Raw genomic sequence first — 17298 nt, forward strand, 5'->3', positions numbered from 1 at the left:
TGAAAAGTCGAAGCCCCCCCCAATGACCTATGTCGTGTTAGAGAACTGCATCGCCTGTAAACACATGGACTGCGTTGAAGTCTGTCCTGTCGATTGCTTTTACGAAGGCGAGAACATGTTGGTGATCCACCCGGACGAATGCATCGACTGCGGTGTGTGCGAGCCGGAATGCCCCGCCGATGCGATCCGTCCGGACACCGAACCGGATGTGGCGCAATGGGTGGAAATGAACCGCAAATACGCCGAGATCTGGCCGGTGATCACGCAGATCGGCACACCGCCTGCGAACGCAAGTGAGATGGATGGCGTGCCGGACAAATTCGAGACGCTGTTCTCGCCTAAACCGGGGAGCGGGTCATGAGTTTACTGCAAAACCTGACGCTCGATCCAAGCTTTGAGAGCGGTGTCGAAATGCAAGATTTTCGCGATGCGATGGCGTCTCTCGCAGCAACCGCCTGTCTTGTGACAGCGGGCGAGGGCGACACCCGCCGTGGGCGCACGGTGACAGCGGCCATGTCGCTCACCGCAACGCCACCCGCGATTCTTGTGTCGATTGATGCCAAATCTGAACTGGCCGCACTGATCCGCAAATCTGGCGGCTTTTCATTTGCTATGCTGGCGGAAGGGCAAAGGGCGGTGGCCGATGCTTTCGCCGGAAAAACCGCGCCGGAATTTCGGTTTGCGCAGGGTGCATGGGACGCATGGCCCTCCGGTCATCCGCGCCTTGAGAATGCGGTTGCCGCGATGGACTGTGCGGTGATCGCCGAAATTGACCTCGGCACACATATCCTGTTCGCGGGCGGGCTGTCCGGAATTGTTCTTGACCGCGCAGCGCGGCCACTTGTGTGGCACGACCGGCGCTACAATGCCGTCCAGCCGCTTTGACGGTGTTTGATGGCCCGGCAAAGGTTGCCGGGCGCGAGGGGCGAAGGTCCCTCAGTTGGTGCCATTGGCGCGTTGTAATTCCCGCACATAGGCAATGATCGCTTTGACATCGCCTTGGGTGACGCCTTCTTGTGGCGGCATGTCGCCAAAGCGCCAGTGATGGGCCTGAACCCCGCGCTGGGCGGCCAAGAGGAATGACATGTCGCCGTGATGGGACGGTTCGTAAATCTTATGAACCAGCGGCGGCCCAAAGCCCTCTTTGCCAGCGGCGTTTTCGCCGTGACAGGTTGCGCAGGTGCCATCAAAGGCCCGTTTGCCGATTTGTGCATCGGAGGACAGCGTCTCCGGCAAGGTCACTGCCACAATCGGTGCGCCTTCTGCGGGGCTTGAGGAGGAGGCGAGGGGCGCAGGTTCCGGTTTGAGGAGGGTAAAGGCCCCGACGGCGAGAATGGCGACACCGGCCAGAGGCAGGATGAGTTTTTTCATGGGGTTATCCGTATCGAAAAGTGACACCTTGGCGCGTCACGGAAAAAGGGTCAGGCGAGGGTGACACCGATACGGGGAGGGGGAAGGTCCAGAGCGGGCGCGCGCGTTGTGACTTCCTTCGCAGAAGGCGCAGGAAATCCGACCGGCTGAAGCGTGCGGCTTACGCGATGCTCAAGCCCACTGGACGGCGTGAACAACACGCAGATCGCCCCATGCGGACAGGGAATGTCGGCGGGCAGAGTTTTGGTGAGACAGTCCGGGCAGGTGTCGTGAGAATGTGCTGTCTCCAGGGTGTCCTGCACCATCCCGATCATCTGATGGCCGCTCGACTCATGCGCCGACGTCTCAGGTGTGGCCGCAGCATGCATCATCCCCGCGCGGGGCGCGGAGAAGAGGGTCAGAACCCCGATGAGCAATAGGATCACAAGTCGAGACAAAGAGCCGCTCCGTCGTTTGTCTCCGTTATGGCGTCGCGTTGAGTGCAGGTCAACGCAGGCTCTCGCCAGAGGTGAGCGCGAGGCTAGCCGCAGACGGCGCGCATATGTGTAGAGAGCGATTGGTTAAGATCTTCGAGTGTCATGTCTTCTGACATGGTATAGGTGGTGAACAGCCCGTTCAGGCTCATGAAGAGAACCTCTCCGAAGGCCGCCGGGTCGATCTCCGCACGCAAAAGCGATTGGGCTTGCAGCACTTCGACAAGCTTTGTGACCTGTTTCACCAACTCACTGTCGAGCATTCTGTAGCGATCAGAAAACGGCGTTTCCGGGTGCTGGATGGCCAGCGCCATGGCGGTGCGCCACATTTCTTTGGTCAGATAGACGAGCGAGTGGTCGTAGTAGATCGACGCCAGCCGACAGATGGCCTCGGGCGCGCTGTCGTGCGACCAACCCAGCACCGCTTCGCCTTGGTGAAGCACCTCTTCGACCTCCAAGGACACGATGGCCAGCAACAGATCGGCCTTGCTCGGAAAGTAATTGTAAAAAGTGCCGACGGAGACCTCTGCGCGTTCCGCGATCTCGCCGATTTTGGCGGCCTCATAGCCGTGTTGCTTAAAAAGCAGACTTGCTGCCTCGACGAGCGCACGCTTTCTGCTCGCCTTCTGTTTTTCTCGCAGCCCGGCCATCGGCACTCCCTTCCTGTGTTAAAATTAGTATTGACTCTAAAAATGAATGCGTTCAACTTTTTTCTCATACGGCGTTCCAAAAAGCCGAAACTGCCAACAGGAGATGACAATGACCTTTAAACACAGCTGTGCAATCGCGGCGCTTATGGCCGGTCTTGGCCCGGCCGCTTATGCCGAAGACCTCAATGCTTTGATCTGGTGCGACCACGCCGATCCCGAACTTCTCGAACCCTTCGAGACCGCTCATGACGTGCGGGTGAATGTCAAAGAATACGAAGGTACCGCAGCTGGTCTGACGCTTTTGGAGCAATCACGCCCCGGCGACTGGGATGTCATGGTGATTGATGCGGTGGATGTCGGGCGCGCAGTGGAGCGTGGCTTCTTGGCGCCGCTGCCCGAAGGCACTGCCCCGACCGCCGATTATTTCCCCGAAGTGCTGCTTGAGGATCATGTGACGATTAACGGCACGACCTACGCCGCTGTCGAGAAATTCGGCTATAACACGGTCGCCTACAACAAATCCGCTGTGGACCCCGCGGATATGACCAGCCTCGCGGCGCTGTGGTCTGGCAAATATGACGGGCGCATCGCGATCTACGACTATTACCTGCCGGTTTTGGGTCTTGTCGGTCTGAACGCCGGTGTCGACACCACCGATCTGGATGCCGCAGCGCTCGAAACCCTGCGCGATCCGCTGATGCAATTGAAAGCCGCTTCGAAACAGGTCTCCGATGTGGTCGGCAGCCAGACCGCTCTGGCGACCGGCGAAGTCGACGTGCTCATTGGTGGCGGCGAATGGCTGACCGCCGTGCTGAATGCCGAGAATCCCGATCTCGACTGGACGATCCCCGAAGAGGGCGGCCTGCTTTGGGCGCAATCTTTGGCCATCGTCGAAGGCACCGAAAAGCCGGAGCTGGCGGCGGAGTTCATCAAATATGTCACCTCTCCCGAAGGTCAGGCGCGGCTTGCGACCTCGTCCTGCTACTGGGGCATGCCTGCGAACAAAGCCGCTGGTGATGTGCTGAGCGACGCGCAAAAAGACATCCTGCGGTGGGACGATCAGGCCGAGTATCTGACCCGCGCCCAGCTTTACCCGGTGCCGGATGCAGATACCGATGCTGCGATGCAGGACCTCTGGACCGATATGCTTCAGAACTGAGCCGGATATGAGCATCGAAGCCCAGGAAAAACGGCAGGGGGTGGCACTCGTCACCCCCGCGCTGCTATGGACCCTCGTCTTTTTCGCCGTGCCTTTCGGGGCGATGGCCCTGATGAGCCTTGCGCATCTTGAGGGGCGCGAGATCGTGCAGGGGCATGACCTCGGCAATTACCTTCGGATTTTCACCGATCCGTCTTTGCGCCGTGGCATCTTTGTCTCGCTTGAGATCACCGCGACGGTCACGGTGATCTCGGTGCTTTTGGCTTGGCCTCTGGCGTGGATCATTGCCACCCGCGTGCCCCAGCGCTGGCGGCGTATGGTGCTCTTGCTGGCGGTCTTGCCGTTTTGGACCTCTTACGTGGTGCGGTCTTATTCCTGGGCTTTGGTTTTGGGCGAAAAGGGCGTGGTGATGAATGCTCTGGTGGGGCTGGGCCTCTTGGCGGAACCCGTTCAGATCATGGCCACCCGCGCCGCCACCGTCACGGGATTTGTGCATTTCTTCGTCATGCTTTTGACGCTGACGATCTATTCCAACCTCATTCAACTCTCGCCCAACTACGCCCGCGCGGCGCAGGATTTGGGCGCCTCGCAATGGCAAGTCATCCGCCTCGTGATCCTTCCGCTCACTTTGCCAGGGGTGATGACGGGGGCGTTCCTGACCTTTGTTCTGTGCATCGGCGACTACATCACGCCGCAAATCCTTGGCGGCAACAACGAGCTGACCCTGCCGCAGCTCATCATGTTGCAGCTTGGGCGGCGGGGCGATTATCCGATGGCCTCGGCGCTGTCGATTGTCCTGATGGCGATCGTGACGCTGGCCTATGCCGCCTCGGCGCGCTGGTTGAAAATGGAGCGTGTGTGATGCGGTATCTGTCTTGGGTCTACCTTCTGGCGCTCTTCACATTTATCCTTTTGCCGGTCGTCACCCTCGTGGTGTTCTCCTTTCAGGACGGTCGCCTGCCGGTGCCACCGTTCAAGGGGGTGACCTTCGAGTGGTATGCCAAGGTGCTCTCGGATCGCGCCATGATGGAGGCATTGTTCAACTCGCTGATCGTCGCTTTGCTGTCCTCACTTTGCGCGCTCACTTTGGGCTTTCTCGCCGCATCGGGACTGGCCCGCGTCATTCTTCCGGGCTCTGCGCTCATGCGCGGAGCGTTGATTGCGCCGATGACGGTGAGCTACCTGATCATCGCGCTGGGTCTCTTGCAGATGTTCAACCAGATCGGTCTGCGCCCCTCGCTTTTGGCGACCGGGATCGGCCATGTGGTGATCAACCTGCCTTTGTGTTTCGCGATCATCTATGCGGCCATCGGTGAGCACCAAAAAAGCGCGCTCAAAGCTGCCCGTGATCTGGGCGCGCGCGAGTGGCAGGTGCTCTGGCTCGTTGCCGCTCCCATGCTCATGCCCTCGCTGGCCGCCGCTTTCTTCCTCGCCTTCACCTTCTCTTGGGACGAGTTCATCATTGCCTTCCTGCTGACCCGCTTCGACGTCACTTTGCCTGTCGAGATCTGGTCCATGCTGCGTTCGGGTCTCTCGCCCGAGACCAACGCGGTCGGCTCTCTCGTCTTCCTCGTGTCCATCGCCATCGTCGTGGTGCTGGAACTCACCCTGTTTCGAAAGGGATCGAAATGACCGCCGATGTTCATATCAACGCCGTCGAGCACCGGTTCAACAGCTTCACTGCGCTGCATCGGGTCGACCTTGAGATCGCAGCGGGCGAATTCATCGTTCTGCTTGGCCCGTCGGGCTGTGGCAAGACCACGCTGTTGTCCATCATCGGCGGGTTTTACACCCCCTCTGAGGGGCAGGTTCTGATCGGCGGCAAGGACATGACCCATGTCGGCCCGAAAGACCGTCCGACCACGACCATGTTCCAAGATTATGCCCTGTTCCCGCATATGACCCTGTGCGACAACGTGGCTTTTGGGCTGCGGATGCGCGGGATGTCCAAGGTGGCGCGGAGTGAAAAAGCCATGGAGATGCTCGACATGGTGGGGCTTGCCGACAAGGCCGGGCGCAAGCCGCATGAGCTCTCGGGCGGGCAACGCCAACGTGTCGCGCTCGCGCGTGCGCTGGCGGTGGAGCCGGATGTGCTTTTGCTCGACGAACCACTGGGCGCGCTCGATCTCAAGCTGCGCCGCCAGATGCAGGACGAATTGAAAGCCATCCAGCGCCGTGTCGGTACCACCTTTGTGCATGTGACCCACGATCAGGAAGAGGCCATGGCCATCGCCGACCGCATCGTGGTGATGAACCACGGGCGTATCGAACATTGCGGCACGCCCGAAGAGGTGTACCTCACGCCCAAAACACTGTTCTCCGCCAATTTCATGGGCGAGATGAACCGCATTCCGGTGAGTGCGGCGGGGGCCTCGCCGCTTGGTCAGTTGGATGTTCCAGCTGGGGAAGGTCTTCTCTGTCTGCGGCCCGAAAACATCGGTCTTGAAGGCCAGTTTAGTCTCGGCCCCGCGCGCCTCACTGAGGCGTCGTTCTTCGGCGCGCATCACCGGTGTCACTTCACGCCGGTGAACGCCCCCGATCTGACTTTGGTCGCGCATCTGCCGCAGGGGGCCTACCCGCAAGTCGGCGCGGAGGTCGAACTCTTCGGTCGCGATCCGGTTATCCTGCCGCCCGCCATGACGGAGGCCGCATGACCCGTATTCCACCCAAGAACTGGTATCGCCAACGCGCCGTAGGCGACGGCATCACCTGGATCGACGAGCCTTACATTCAGGAATTCTATCGCTGCAACATTTGGCATGTGCGGGGCCGTGATCGCGACCTGATGGTCGACAGCGGCATGGGGGTTGTGTCCCTGCGTGAATGGGTGCCGCTCGTGAGCGAACGCCCTCTGGATGCCGTGGCCAGCCACACGCATTTCGATCACATCGGATGCCACCACGAATTCCCCTGTCGCCTCTGTCACAGTGCCGAGGCCGAGATCCTCGCCGATCCAACACGCGCCAACACGCTGGCCGATCCCTATGTCACCGACGAGATTTTCGACGCCCTGCCGGATGTGCCCTACAGCTCGACGACTTACGCCGTGAAAGCCGCCCCCGCGACGCGCATTCTCGAAGACGGCGACATGATTGATCTGGGCGACCGGCAGTTCGAAGTGATCCATACCCCGGGTCATAGTCCCGGAGGCATCGCGCTTTGGGAGGCGGCCTCGGGCGTTCTGATTTCCGGCGATCTCGTCTATGACGGGCCGCTCATTGAAGACACCTACCATGCCGATGCGGAGGCCTACATCAGCTCGATGCAGCGCCTTGCGCGTCTGCCGGTGCGCGTGGTGCATGGCGGGCATTTCCCGTCGTTCTCCGGCGCGCGTCTCACCGACATCATCACCACCTGGTTGAAAGAAAAGGGCCGCTGATGGACCACAAGACCTTCTACATCGACGGCGCTTTCGTTGCGCCGCTCACCGCACGTGACTTTGCCGTCGAGAACCCCGCCACCGAAGAGATCGTCACCCAGATCAGCCTCGGCACCGCCGCCGATGTCGATCGTGCGGTGGCCGCCGCCAAATCCGCCTTCCCGGGCTGGGCCGCGACGCCGCTCTCGGAGCGACGCGCCTGTGTGGTACGCCTCTTGGAGATTTACAAAGCCCGTTATGAGGAGATGGCGCAGGCGATCACCACCGAGATGGGCGCGCCGATTTCTATGTCGCGGGCGCAACAGGCCGACACCGGCGTCGGACATGTCGAGGGCTTTCTTGAGGCGCTGGATGCGATGGAATGGGAATGGCAACTGCCCAATGGCGACACGCTGATGCGTGAACCGATTGGTGTCGTCGGCCTGATCACGCCGTGGAACTGGCCGATGAACCAGATCGCCTTGAAAGTGATCCCGGCGCTTTTGACCGGCTGCACATGTGTGCTCAAACCCTCCGAGATCGCGCCTTTGTCGGCCATGCTGTATGCCGAGATGATCCATGAGGCGGGCTTTCCGGCGGGGGTGTTCAACCTCGTGAATGGGGACGGGCCGGAGGTCGGCGCTGCGCTTTCGCGTCATCCGGATATTGCCATGATGTCCTTCACCGGCTCCACCCGCGCAGGCGCCGCCGTGACCAGCGATGCCGCCGAGAGCGTGAAACGCGTGACGCTGGAGCTGGGCGGCAAGAGCCCCAATCTGGTCTTTGCCGATTGCGATTTGGAAACGCAAGTCGCGGCCTCGGTCGCCGAATGCATGAACAACACCGGCCAAAGCTGTGACGCGCCGACGCGGCTCATCGTTGAGGCCTCGGTCTACGACAAGGTCGTCGCGCTGGCCCAAGCGGCGGCGGAGGCCACGGTCGTGGGCGACCCGACCCAAGAGGGCGATCACATCGGCCCACTGGTGTCCGCGCTGCAATGGGACCGGGTGCAGACCCTCATTCAAGCTGGCATCGACGACGGCGCGCGCCTGATCGCGGGGGGGACTGGCAAACCCGAGGGCCTCAATCGCGGTCACTACGCCCGCCCAACGGTCTTCGCCGATGTCACGCCCGACATGCGTCTGTGGCGCGAAGAGGTCTTTGGCCCGGTCTTGGTGATCACGCCTTTTGAAGACGAGGCAGAGGCCATCGCGCTTGGCAATGACACGCCTTACGGGCTGGCGGCCTATGTCCAGACCGGCGATCCGGCACGGGCGCGGCGTGTGGCCAAGGGGCTGCGCGCGGGCATGGTTCACCTCAACGGCGCGCCGCACAATTACGGCAGCCCATTCGGCGGCTACGGCCAGTCTGGCAACGGCCGCGAAGGCGGGCTTTTGGGGCTCGAGGATTTCACCGAGGTGAAAGCGGTGCACGGGCTATGAGCGCCTTGACCGTCGCCCTCTGGCAAGCGCCCTCTGTTGCAGGCGACTGCGATCTGGCGTTCGATCAGATCGCGAGTGCCTCGGCTGCGGCGGGTCTTGCGGGGGCGGAGGTCGTGGTCTTTCCTGAGCTGTTCCTGACCGGCTATGAGCGCCCCGATCTGGCAGATCTGGCGCTCAACCAAGAGACTTTGCGTGCCCGTCTCGCCCCGCTCGCGCAGGCGGCGGGTTGTGCGATCTGTGTCGGCTACCCGGAGCGGGCGGGCGACACGATTTACAATGCAGCGCTCTGTGTCTCGGCGGCGGGCGAGACCCTCGGCAACCATCGCAAAATTCAGCTTTACGGTCCGGAAGAGGCCGAGCGGTTCACCCCTGGAGACCGCTATACGCTGTTTGAACTGGCCGGTCGCAAGGCCGCCATGTTGATCTGTTACGACGTTGAGTTCGCGCCGCATATCGCCGCGCTCAAGCGCCAAGGTGTCGAGATCATCCTCACGCCCACGGCGGCGATGGACCCGTTTGACCATGTCGGCGCCCATGTCGTCCCGGCGATGGCCGCCAATCACGGGTTGAGCATTGTGTATGCCAATCTCTGTGGTACGGAGGCGCATCTGAGCTACTTCGGCGGCTCCGTTTTTGTCGGCGCGGATGGCAAGATTTTGGCTCAGGCCGGGCGCGATCCGGCGATGCTTCTCGCCACCGTGCCTGCGTGCTATGATCCGTCGACGCTCTCCACACAGGAGCGCGATTACAGGCCGATTGACACCGAGGTATAATGCAACTTTCTGGGGCAGACGTTCGATTGATGCGCGTGTTCGACGCGGTGGTGCGCCACCGGGGGTTTGCCGCGGCGCAGGCCGAGTTGAACGTCAGCCAATCGACGATTTCGACCCAGATCACCGCTTTCGAGGACCGGCTCGGCATGACGCTCTGTCGTCGCGGGCGGGCGGGGTTTCGGCTGACGCAAAAGGGCGAGGCGGTGCATGCCGCCGTGGTGCGCTTTCTCGCGGCTTCTGAGGAATTCGTCTCGGAAACCGCCGTGCTACGCGGTGCGCTGTCGGGGACTTTGCGGATTGGCGTGGTCGATCACGTTGTAACAGACCCGAATTTTCGCCTGTCCGAGGCAATAGGCGCGCTGGAAAATCGCGCCACCTCGCTGCGGTTTGAATTGGCGCAATGCAGCCCGCAGGAGTTGCAGGCCCGCGTGCGTGACGGCTCGCTGCATCTCGGCATCGGCTCGTTCCCGCATAAGGTTGCAGGGCTCGATTACAAACCGCTCTACACCGAGACCAACTATCTCTACTGCGCTTCGAACCACCTGTTATGGAAAGTGCCGGAAGAGGAGATGACGCCAGAATTCGTCACCACCATGCGCACCGTCGGGCGCAGCTATTGGCGCGACGATCACTGGAACAACCGCGATTTTCCGAATTCTCCGGCCATGGCACAGGGGTTGGAGCAACAGCTGATCATGATCCTCTCGGGCGCCTATATCGGCTATCTGCCGGATCATTCTGTGACGACTTGGGTCCAGCAAGGACGGCTCAAACCAGTGCTGAGCGACCGCTTTATCTATCGATGCACCTTCGAGGCGATCACCCGCCCTGATGTCGATGCTTCGCCTCTGGCCCAAGAGATGCTCAAGGAGCTGTCGCGGATCTATGTCGACCCGCCGGAGCCGGTCGGGAACGAGGTGAGGGAAATTGCCGAAAAAAGCGGCGCAGCTTCTTAGAGCTTCGATTTTTATCAAACTAAAAATCTTAATCGCGATATTTATCGGACGAACACTCCGGCGCATTCTCCGCTCGATTTAAGGAGAAAGCCGATGAGCGAACACCGATTCAATCAACCCCTCTCTGGCAACGAGATGCCCCGCACTGGCGGGCTGGCCTCGATGATGCGCCTGCCAGTGGCGCAAAGTGCCGAGGGGCTGGATGCCTTTTTTCTGGGGATTCCGATGGACATCGGCACCTCGAACCGCCCGGGCACGCGCCTTGGCCCGCGTCAGATCCGGGACGAAAGCCGGATGATCCGTCCCTACAACATGGCTACGGGGGCTGCGCCTTTCGAGCATCTGCAAGTGGCCGACATCGGCGACGTGCCGATCAACCTTTACGATCTGAAGAAATCCGTCGAGATCATCGCCGAGCATTATCGCGGTGTGATGTCCCATGGCGCGATCCCCTTGACCTTGGGCGGTGATCACACGCTGACATGGCCGATCCTGCGCGCCGTGGCCGAAAAACACGGGCCTGTCGCGCTCATCCACGTCGATGCGCATTCCGACACCAACGAAGACATGTTCGGCGAGAAAGAGGCGCATGGCTGCCCGTTCCGCCGGGCGTGGGAAGAGGGCTGTCTGCAAAACGACAAGGTGTTTCAGATCGGTCTGCGTGGTACGGGCTATAGCAAGGCCGATTTCGACTGGGGCCGCGAGCAGGGCTGGACTTGTATTCAGGCAGAGGAGTGCTGGCACAAATCTTTGACGCCGCTGATGGCCGAGATCCGCGAAAAGATCGGCGATGCGCCGGTCTACCTGTCCTATGACATCGACAGCCTCGACCCGGCTTTCGCGCCCGGCACCGGCACCGTCGAGGTGGGCGGTCTGACCACGATGCAGGGCCTCGAAATCATCCGCGGCACCGCCGGTCTGAACCTCGTGGGCTGCGATCTCGTCGAGGTTTCGCCGCCCTACGATCCGGCGGGCAACACCGCCGTGATCGCCGCCAATTTTCTCTTTGAAATGCTCTGCGCGCTGCCCGGCGTGCCGCAGGGTCGCTAATCCAAAGTCGGAACCACAGGGAGTTTCCAACCATGCAAAGACGTCAGTTCCTAAAAGCGAGCGCCGCCACCGTGGCCGCTCTGTCCGCCCCCTCGATCCTGCGCGCCGCCAACAGCCCGCTCAAGGTCGGCACCTATGGCGGCTATTTCCAGGAAAGCTTTGATCAATACATCTATCCGGAGTTCACCGCCGCCACAGGCATCGAGATTGAGAGCATCGCCGAGCCGACCGGCGAAGCTTGGCTCGTGCAGCTGGCGCAGGCCGCCCGTGCCGGTCAGGCCCCGGCAGACGTGTCGATGATGGCGCAACTCGCGCGCATCAAAGGCGAGCGTTCGGGGCTCTGGGCGCCGCTCGATGAGGCGGCTCTGAGCAATCTCGGTAACCTGCCGGATCACTTCGTGCACCGCTATGAAGACGGCAAGGTCTACGGCACGGGGGCTGTGAGCTGGTACATCACTTTGGTGACCAACACCGGTGCCTTTGTCGAGGCGCCGACGTCCTGGACCGCGCTTTGGGATGCGGCGAATGCCGACAAACTGGGCCTCATGTCCATGGCGACCAACTCCTTCCTTCTGGAAATCACCGCGACGACCTATTTCGGCGGCACGGATATTCTCAAGACCGACGAGGGCGTGTTGCAGGTGATGGACAAGCTCGCCGAGGTGAAACCCAACGTGCGCCTGTGGTATCGTGACGAAGGCCAGTTCCAGCAGGCGCTCGAAACCGGCGAGATTCCGATGGGGCAATATTACCACGATGTGACGGGCCTCGCCGCCTCGCAAGGCAAGCCGGTGCGCTCCAGCTTCCCCGACGAAGGTGCTGTGTTGGACAGCGGCTCCTGGGTGGTGTCGAAAGCCTCGAAGGCCATCGAGCCGGCGCAGGAGTTCATCAACTACATGGCTCAGCCCGAAATTCAGGCGAAGCTGTCGCGCTTCGTCGGCACCGCGCCGACCGTGTCGCGCGAATTGACCGATCTCACCGACGAGGAATTCGCCGCCGTGTCGTCCGACAAGACGCCGATCCTGCCGTTCAACGAGATCTATGTGGATCGTGGCGATTGGATCAACCAGATGTGGTCCGAGAAAATCACTGGCTGATTTGTCAGTGAAGTTTTCCCTCTAAAATTTCCCTGGCGCGCCGCGGTTGTCCCCTTTCCGCGGCGCGCGTTTTGACGACAGGAGACCCGATATGACCGAATTGCGCATCGACAGCTTGAGCAAAGACTTTGGCACTTTCAGAGCGCTCGACTCCGTGTCGCTCGATATTCCCAACGGCAAATTCGTCTGTCTGCTTGGCCCCTCGGGTTGTGGCAAGACCACGCTTTTGCGCCTCATCGCCGGGCTTGAAACCCCCACCGATGGGCGCGTCTATGTCGGCGGCGCCGATCAGACCGAGGTGCCGACGCACAAACGCGGCATGGGCATGGTGTTCCAATCTCTGGCGCTGTTCCCGCATCTCGATGTCGCTGACAACATTGCCTATCCGCTGGCCATTCGCGGCGTCGACAAGGCGACCAGGCGGGCCCGCGCCGAGGAGCTTTTGGAGTTGGTACAGCTGCCCGGTCTCGGATCGCGCCGCATCCACCAATTGTCGGGCGGCCAGCGTCAACGGGTTGCCATCGCACGCGGCCTGTCGATCAACCCGCAGGTGTTTTTGCTCGACGAGCCGCTCTCTGCGCTCGACGCCAGCCTGCGCGAGCATATGCAGATCGAACTGCGCCAGATTCAACAACGCCTCGGCGTGACCACCGTGGTCGTGACCCATGACCAGAAAGAGGCTTTGACCATGGCCGATCTGGTGATTGTCATGAAGGACGGCGTGATCCAACAGGCGGGCGCGCCGATGGAGCTTTATCACACGCCTGCCAATGCCTTTGTGGCCGGGTTCATCGGCACGACGAACCTGATGCCCTGCACCGTGGCCGATGGCGTGGTCTCCGTGCTTGGTCATGCCTTCCCGATCACCGAAGGCGACCGGATCGCCATCACGTCAGGCGAAGCGCAGCTCTCCGTGCGCCCCGAACATGTGTTGCTCGGCGCACCGGACGAGGGCCTGCCCGCCGAAGTCAGTTTCCTGCGCGATTTGGGCGAGAGCCTGCATGTTCTGATGCGTGTCGGTGATCAGGAGATCACCGCGCATCTGGCCCCCGGGCATGGTCATGATCTGGTCACCGGTCAGACCGTCGGCATCCGCTTTCGCGATGGCGAAAAGGTGGTGGTGCAATGAGCGCGACACCTGTGCAAACCGCCGCCCCACGCTGGCTCGGACTATGGCCCGCCGCCATGCTGACGCTGTTTTTCCTCGTGCCTTTCGGCATCATGCTGGCCGTCTCCGTCGCCCATCGCGATGTGAGCGGTTTTTACGAATGGTCGTTCGAATGGGACAGCTACGCGCGGTTTCTCTCCGCGTTTTTCGGCAAGGTCATGGCGGTCTCGATCTCCGTCTCGCTCACGGCGGCGGCGATCTGTGTCGCGCTGGCCTTTCCCTTCACGGTCTTTCTCTCAAACATGGGGCATCGGGCGCAGACCCGCATTCTCGTGGTGCTTTTGTCTGCGCTGGCGCTTTCCGAGGTGATCATCGGATTTTCGCTCTCGACGCTCCTGTCGCAGACGGCGGGCATCGGCAATCTGTTCCACTGGCTGGGCCTGATTGATGAACCGCGCGCCTACACGCCCTCGCTTTTCGCGTTGATCACCGGGCTTTGTTACATCGGCTTTCCCTTCGCCGTTCTGGTGCTCTACCCGCCGGTCTCGCGGCTCGATCCCGAGATCGTCGAAGCCGCCCGCGTCATGGGCGCCTCCGGTCCGCGCGCGTTCTTTGGCGTGATCGTCCCGAACCTCCGGGGCGCCATCGTCGGCGCCTTCATCCTCGTCTTCGTCTTCACGCTGGGTTCTTATCTTTTGCCACAGCTTCTGGGCCGTTCCGAGCATTGGACCCTGTCCGTCCACATCACCGATCAGGCGGTTTATCAATCCAACTTGCCCTTTGGTGCGGCGATGTCGGTGTTTCTCATGCTGGTGGCGCTGGCGCTTGTGGGGCTGGCTTCTCTGGCCGGACGTGAAAGGGGGGCGGCATGACGCGCGCTTTGAAAACCACCTATGTTCTGGTGATCCTCGCCCTGCTTTTGGCGCCTCTGGTGATCGTGGCGGCGGTGTCTTTGAACGGCCCGCAGTCCTTGCGCTTTCCGCCGGTCGATCCGTCGCTGCGCTGGTATGGCGAGCTGTTTCGGCAAAGCGAATGGTTGGTGCCTTTGCGCCATTCTCTGGTGATCGCGGCCTGCGCGGCGGCGCTTGCGGTGGCGATTGCCCTGCCTCTGGCGCTTTACGTTTGGGAACGCCGCGGGATCGCGGCCAGGGCGCTCACCGGCATGGGGCTGGCCCCCTTCGCCTTGCCGCCGGTGATCTCCGCGCTTGGGTTCATGATCTTCTGGATGACGCTCGGCGGCTATGGCCGAATTTACGCCACCATCATCTCCCACGGCATCTTCCTCGTGACCCTGCCTTTGGTCACCATCTCCCTGGGTCTCAAGGGCATCGACCGCTCTCTCATTGAGGCCGCACGGGTGATGGGCGCCGGGCGATGGGGCGTGTTTCGCACCGTCATTCTGCCGTTGCTGATCCCCTATATGGTTTCGGGCTATGCCTTCGCCTTCGTCTTGAGCCTCAACGAATATATCATCGCCTATATGGTCGCGGGCTTCACCGTCGAAACCCTGCCGATCAAGATTTTCAACGCGCTCCGCTATGGCTATACGCCGATCCTCGCCGTGGTCTCCGTGATCTTTGCCGCCCTCTCGGCGCTGATCTTTGGCCTCATTGGTCGGTTCGGCAATCTGCCGCGACTTTTGGGCGCCGAAAGGAGCCAACATGACTGATCTTCCCACCACGATGAAGGCTGCGCTTTGCGATGCGCCGGGGGCGGCGCTTCGGATGGCCGAGGTGCCCGTGCCCGTGCCGGGGCCGGGGCAATATCTCGTCAAGATCGAAGCCTGCGGCATTTGTCATTCGGACCTGCATGTGCAGCGCGGCGAGGAACCGATGCCGGAGGAGGCCTTTCCGCTCATCCTCGGTCACGAAGGCATCGGTCGGATCGTTGCGGGCGACGGACCTTTGGCTGAGGGCACGCGGATCGGCTTGCCGTGGCTCTATGAGACCTGCCAACATTGCGATCCCTGTCTGACCGGGCATGAGACCTTCTGCCAATTGCAAAAGGCGCGCGGTCTCGACGCCTATGGCGCCTTCGCGGAATATGCGATTGTCGAGGCCGCCTTTGCCACCGAAATCCCGGACGAGATCGACCCGGTCACCGGCGGGCCTTTGCTCTGTGCCGGGCTGACCGCTTGGTCGGCGCTGGAACGTTGCGAGGTGCAGGCCGGCAAGCGGCTTGTGATCGTCGGTGCCGGTGGGTTGGGGCAATATGCCATTGCCATCGGGCTGGCGCGCGGGCTTGAGGTGGCGGTGGTTGATCTCGATCCCGCCAAACGCGCCGAGGCGTTGCGTCATGGGGCCAGTCTGGCCGTGGCCCCCGATGAGATCGAGGCCCTGCGCGCTTGGGGCGGGGCCGACATCACGCTGAACTTCGCGCCGACGTCGAAGGTCTGGGACATGATCGCCGCCATCGTCAATCCGCTGAGCCAGATCGTCGCAGTCGCTTTGGTGCACGATCCCGTGCCGCTGTCGATGATGTGGCTGATCAATGGCGGGCATCGGGTGATGGGGTCCTCTGTCGGCACCCGCGCCGAATTGCGCGCCTTTCTCAACTTCGCCGCCAAACACATGCCGCCCGTCGAAATTGAGGCTCTGCCCTTCGAAGAGGTTGGCGCGGGGCTTGAACGTCTGGCGGCGGGCGATGTGAAGGGGCGGCTTGTCCTGACGATGGGTGATCCGGCCTGACATTTGCCGACACCATAGTAAAAGGCCGCCTCCGTGAGCTCGGGGCGGCCTTTTGTGTCTTGGGCAAGGCTTAGCCTTTTGCGGCGGCGGAGCGTTCGATCCGGTCCAGAAGATCGTGAAGAGCCACGGCCTCGGCAAAGCTTGGCGCGCTTTGGCTGCCGGTGCGGATGTCCTCGGCGAGACGGGCGTAGATCCCGGCCACGTTGCGAGCGCCTGCGAATTCGGGTTTGCCCTTATAGAGCTCAGGCGCGGGCATCAGATTGGTCAACTCCTTGTCCTCTCCGCGTGCGCCCTTGACGGTGAGTTGCACCATTTGGGCGTGGCCCAGATCGGCGGTGACCTGAATGTCGCCTTCGCTGCCGTTGATCTCCCACAAGAGGTTGGTGCCGCGCGACACGCCGCCGCGATAGTGGATCGACACCGCTGCGCCGCTCTCCATCGTGCCGTGCACCATGAGCTGATCGGGCGCGGTTTTGGGGCGGCTTTCCCCTCCGGCATCGGTCACTTCGACGGTTTTGAACCGGTTGAGGAAGCGGACGTCGAGTGTGCCGAAGTTGCCCAGCACATCCTGCACGGCTGCCAACGTGTGCGCCATCGGGATGGATTGCATCGTCGCGCCGTTATTGCTGTCGAAGAGGTAGTAATATTCCTCGATGGTTTTGTCGGACCAGTTGCCGCCGGACCCGATCAGGCTGGTCGAAAGCACCTCGCCGACAAAGCCGTCTTCGATGAGCTGTTTGAGGTGCAGGATTTCAAGCGCGGTGCGCGCCTGGGTACCCGCAACGGCGACGACGCCTTTTTCAGCGGCCAGTTCTGCGAGACGGCGCGCTTCATCGAGACCGTTGCCGAGCGGCCATTCGCAATAGACATGTTTGCCAGCGTTCAACGCCGTGCTCACCAGTTCGAAATGATAGGGCACTTTCACAGTGACAACGACCAGATCTATATCGGGAGAGGCGACCAGATCGGCGGGGGTGTCGAAGGCATGTTTCAGCCCGAGCGCCTCTGCGGTGCGTTTGGCGCTTTCGAGCGTGCTGTTGGCGACGCCGGTGATTTCATATGTGTCGCCCAGAGATTTGAGGGCGGGAAGGTGGGCGGTGGCGGCCCAGTGGCTGTCGGGGTTGAGGCCGATAAAGCCGACCCGGATGGGGGTCTCTGTCATGGTATGTCTCCT

The 17298-nt window shown here is 61.6% G+C and carries 20 protein-coding genes; 16 read left to right on the forward strand and 4 right to left on the reverse strand.

Features of this window, described 5'->3' with window-relative positions; all coding sequences use genetic code 11:
• The first annotated feature begins 22 nt into the window (after positions 1-22).
• Complete coding sequence (gene fdxA, locus J5Y17_RS13855; protein ID WP_219785837.1) at positions 23-361, forward strand: ferredoxin FdxA; 339 nt, start codon at positions 23-25, stop codon at positions 359-361.
• Positions 358-885 (forward strand): flavin reductase family protein, encoded by a 528-nt coding sequence (locus J5Y17_RS13860; protein WP_219785838.1) that lies wholly within the window; start codon positions 358-360, stop codon positions 883-885. The genes fdxA and J5Y17_RS13860 overlap by 4 nt, the downstream gene beginning before the upstream one ends.
• Positions 886-936: 51 nt before the next feature.
• Here J5Y17_RS13860 and J5Y17_RS13865 read toward each other — a convergent pair whose 3' ends face one another.
• The 3 genes from J5Y17_RS13865 to J5Y17_RS13875 all read right to left on the reverse strand — a co-directional run bounded on the left by J5Y17_RS13865 (position 937) and on the right by J5Y17_RS13875 (position 2494).
• Positions 937-1371 (reverse strand): cytochrome c, encoded by a 435-nt coding sequence (locus J5Y17_RS13865; protein WP_219785839.1) that lies wholly within the window; start codon positions 1369-1371, stop codon positions 937-939.
• A gap of 50 nt (positions 1372-1421) precedes the next feature.
• Positions 1422-1808: a hypothetical protein gene (locus tag J5Y17_RS13870; protein WP_219785840.1), complete on the reverse strand. Its 387-nt coding sequence runs from the start codon at positions 1806-1808 to the stop codon at positions 1422-1424.
• An 83-nt stretch (positions 1809-1891) separates the two neighbouring features.
• Entirely contained in the window at positions 1892-2494 is a 603-nt protein-coding gene (locus J5Y17_RS13875; protein ID WP_219785841.1) for a TetR/AcrR family transcriptional regulator, read from the reverse strand.
• A 109-nt stretch (positions 2495-2603) separates the two neighbouring features.
• Here J5Y17_RS13875 and J5Y17_RS13880 point away from each other — a divergent pair, with 109 nt between their 5' ends.
• From J5Y17_RS13880 to J5Y17_RS13945, 14 genes are all read left to right on the forward strand, one after another.
• A complete protein-coding gene (locus J5Y17_RS13880) occupies positions 2604-3653 on the forward strand; it encodes a spermidine/putrescine ABC transporter substrate-binding protein (RefSeq protein WP_219785842.1) in 1050 nt (349 codons plus the stop codon).
• A 7-nt stretch (positions 3654-3660) separates the two neighbouring features.
• Entirely contained in the window at positions 3661-4515 is an 855-nt protein-coding gene (locus J5Y17_RS13885; RefSeq protein ID WP_219785843.1) for an ABC transporter permease, read from the forward strand.
• Positions 4515-5285 (forward strand): ABC transporter permease, encoded by a 771-nt coding sequence (locus J5Y17_RS13890; protein ID WP_219785844.1) that lies wholly within the window; start codon positions 4515-4517, stop codon positions 5283-5285. Before J5Y17_RS13885 ends, J5Y17_RS13890 begins: the two co-directional genes overlap by 1 nt.
• Positions 5282-6307 carry an ABC transporter ATP-binding protein gene (locus tag J5Y17_RS19335; RefSeq protein WP_219785845.1) on the forward strand — a complete coding sequence of 342 codons (1026 nt, stop codon included), beginning with the start codon at positions 5282-5284 and terminating at the stop codon, positions 6305-6307. Before J5Y17_RS13890 ends, J5Y17_RS19335 begins: the two co-directional genes overlap by 4 nt.
• The gene (locus J5Y17_RS13900; RefSeq protein ID WP_219785846.1) at positions 6304-7032 is read left to right on the forward strand and encodes an MBL fold metallo-hydrolase; all 729 of its coding nucleotides are present in this window, start codon (positions 6304-6306) and stop codon (positions 7030-7032) included. Before J5Y17_RS19335 ends, J5Y17_RS13900 begins: the two co-directional genes overlap by 4 nt.
• Positions 7032-8453, forward strand: coding sequence for an aldehyde dehydrogenase family protein (locus J5Y17_RS13905; protein WP_219785847.1), 1422 nt, complete (start codon positions 7032-7034; stop codon positions 8451-8453). Before J5Y17_RS13900 ends, J5Y17_RS13905 begins: the two co-directional genes overlap by 1 nt.
• The gene (locus J5Y17_RS13910; protein WP_219785848.1) at positions 8450-9226 is read left to right on the forward strand and encodes a nitrilase-related carbon-nitrogen hydrolase; all 777 of its coding nucleotides are present in this window, start codon (positions 8450-8452) and stop codon (positions 9224-9226) included. Before J5Y17_RS13905 ends, J5Y17_RS13910 begins: the two co-directional genes overlap by 4 nt.
• Complete coding sequence (locus tag J5Y17_RS13915) at positions 9226-10182, forward strand: LysR family transcriptional regulator (RefSeq protein ID WP_219785849.1); 957 nt, start codon at positions 9226-9228, stop codon at positions 10180-10182. Before J5Y17_RS13910 ends, J5Y17_RS13915 begins: the two co-directional genes overlap by 1 nt.
• Before the next feature lie 93 nt (positions 10183-10275).
• Positions 10276-11232 (forward strand): agmatinase, encoded by a 957-nt coding sequence (gene speB, locus J5Y17_RS13920; RefSeq protein WP_219785850.1) that lies wholly within the window; start codon positions 10276-10278, stop codon positions 11230-11232.
• A gap of 32 nt (positions 11233-11264) precedes the next feature.
• Complete coding sequence (locus J5Y17_RS13925; RefSeq protein WP_219785851.1) at positions 11265-12329, forward strand: PotD/PotF family extracellular solute-binding protein; 1065 nt, start codon at positions 11265-11267, stop codon at positions 12327-12329.
• Positions 12330-12420: 91 nt separating this feature from the next.
• Positions 12421-13458 (forward strand): ABC transporter ATP-binding protein, encoded by a 1038-nt coding sequence (locus J5Y17_RS13930; RefSeq protein ID WP_219785852.1) that lies wholly within the window; start codon positions 12421-12423, stop codon positions 13456-13458.
• Positions 13455-14309, forward strand: a complete 855-nt coding sequence (locus tag J5Y17_RS13935; RefSeq protein WP_219785853.1) for an ABC transporter permease — start codon at positions 13455-13457, stop codon at positions 14307-14309. The genes J5Y17_RS13930 and J5Y17_RS13935 overlap by 4 nt, the downstream gene beginning before the upstream one ends.
• Entirely contained in the window at positions 14306-15106 is an 801-nt protein-coding gene (locus J5Y17_RS13940) for an ABC transporter permease (RefSeq protein ID WP_219785854.1), read from the forward strand. The genes J5Y17_RS13935 and J5Y17_RS13940 overlap by 4 nt, the downstream gene beginning before the upstream one ends.
• Positions 15099-16124 carry an alcohol dehydrogenase catalytic domain-containing protein gene (locus tag J5Y17_RS13945; protein ID WP_219785855.1) on the forward strand — a complete coding sequence of 342 codons (1026 nt, stop codon included), beginning with the start codon at positions 15099-15101 and terminating at the stop codon, positions 16122-16124. Before J5Y17_RS13940 ends, J5Y17_RS13945 begins: the two co-directional genes overlap by 8 nt.
• A gap of 70 nt (positions 16125-16194) precedes the next feature.
• On the opposite strand, the gene J5Y17_RS13950 is transcribed toward J5Y17_RS13945, so the two are convergent.
• Positions 16195-17286 (reverse strand): Gfo/Idh/MocA family protein, encoded by a 1092-nt coding sequence (locus tag J5Y17_RS13950; RefSeq protein ID WP_219785856.1) that lies wholly within the window; start codon positions 17284-17286, stop codon positions 16195-16197.
• Positions 17287-17298 lie beyond the last annotated feature (12 nt).

Source organism: Celeribacter sp. PS-C1 (assembly GCF_019429625.1).
Taxonomy (GTDB): Bacteria; Pseudomonadota; Alphaproteobacteria; order Rhodobacterales; family Rhodobacteraceae; genus Celeribacter.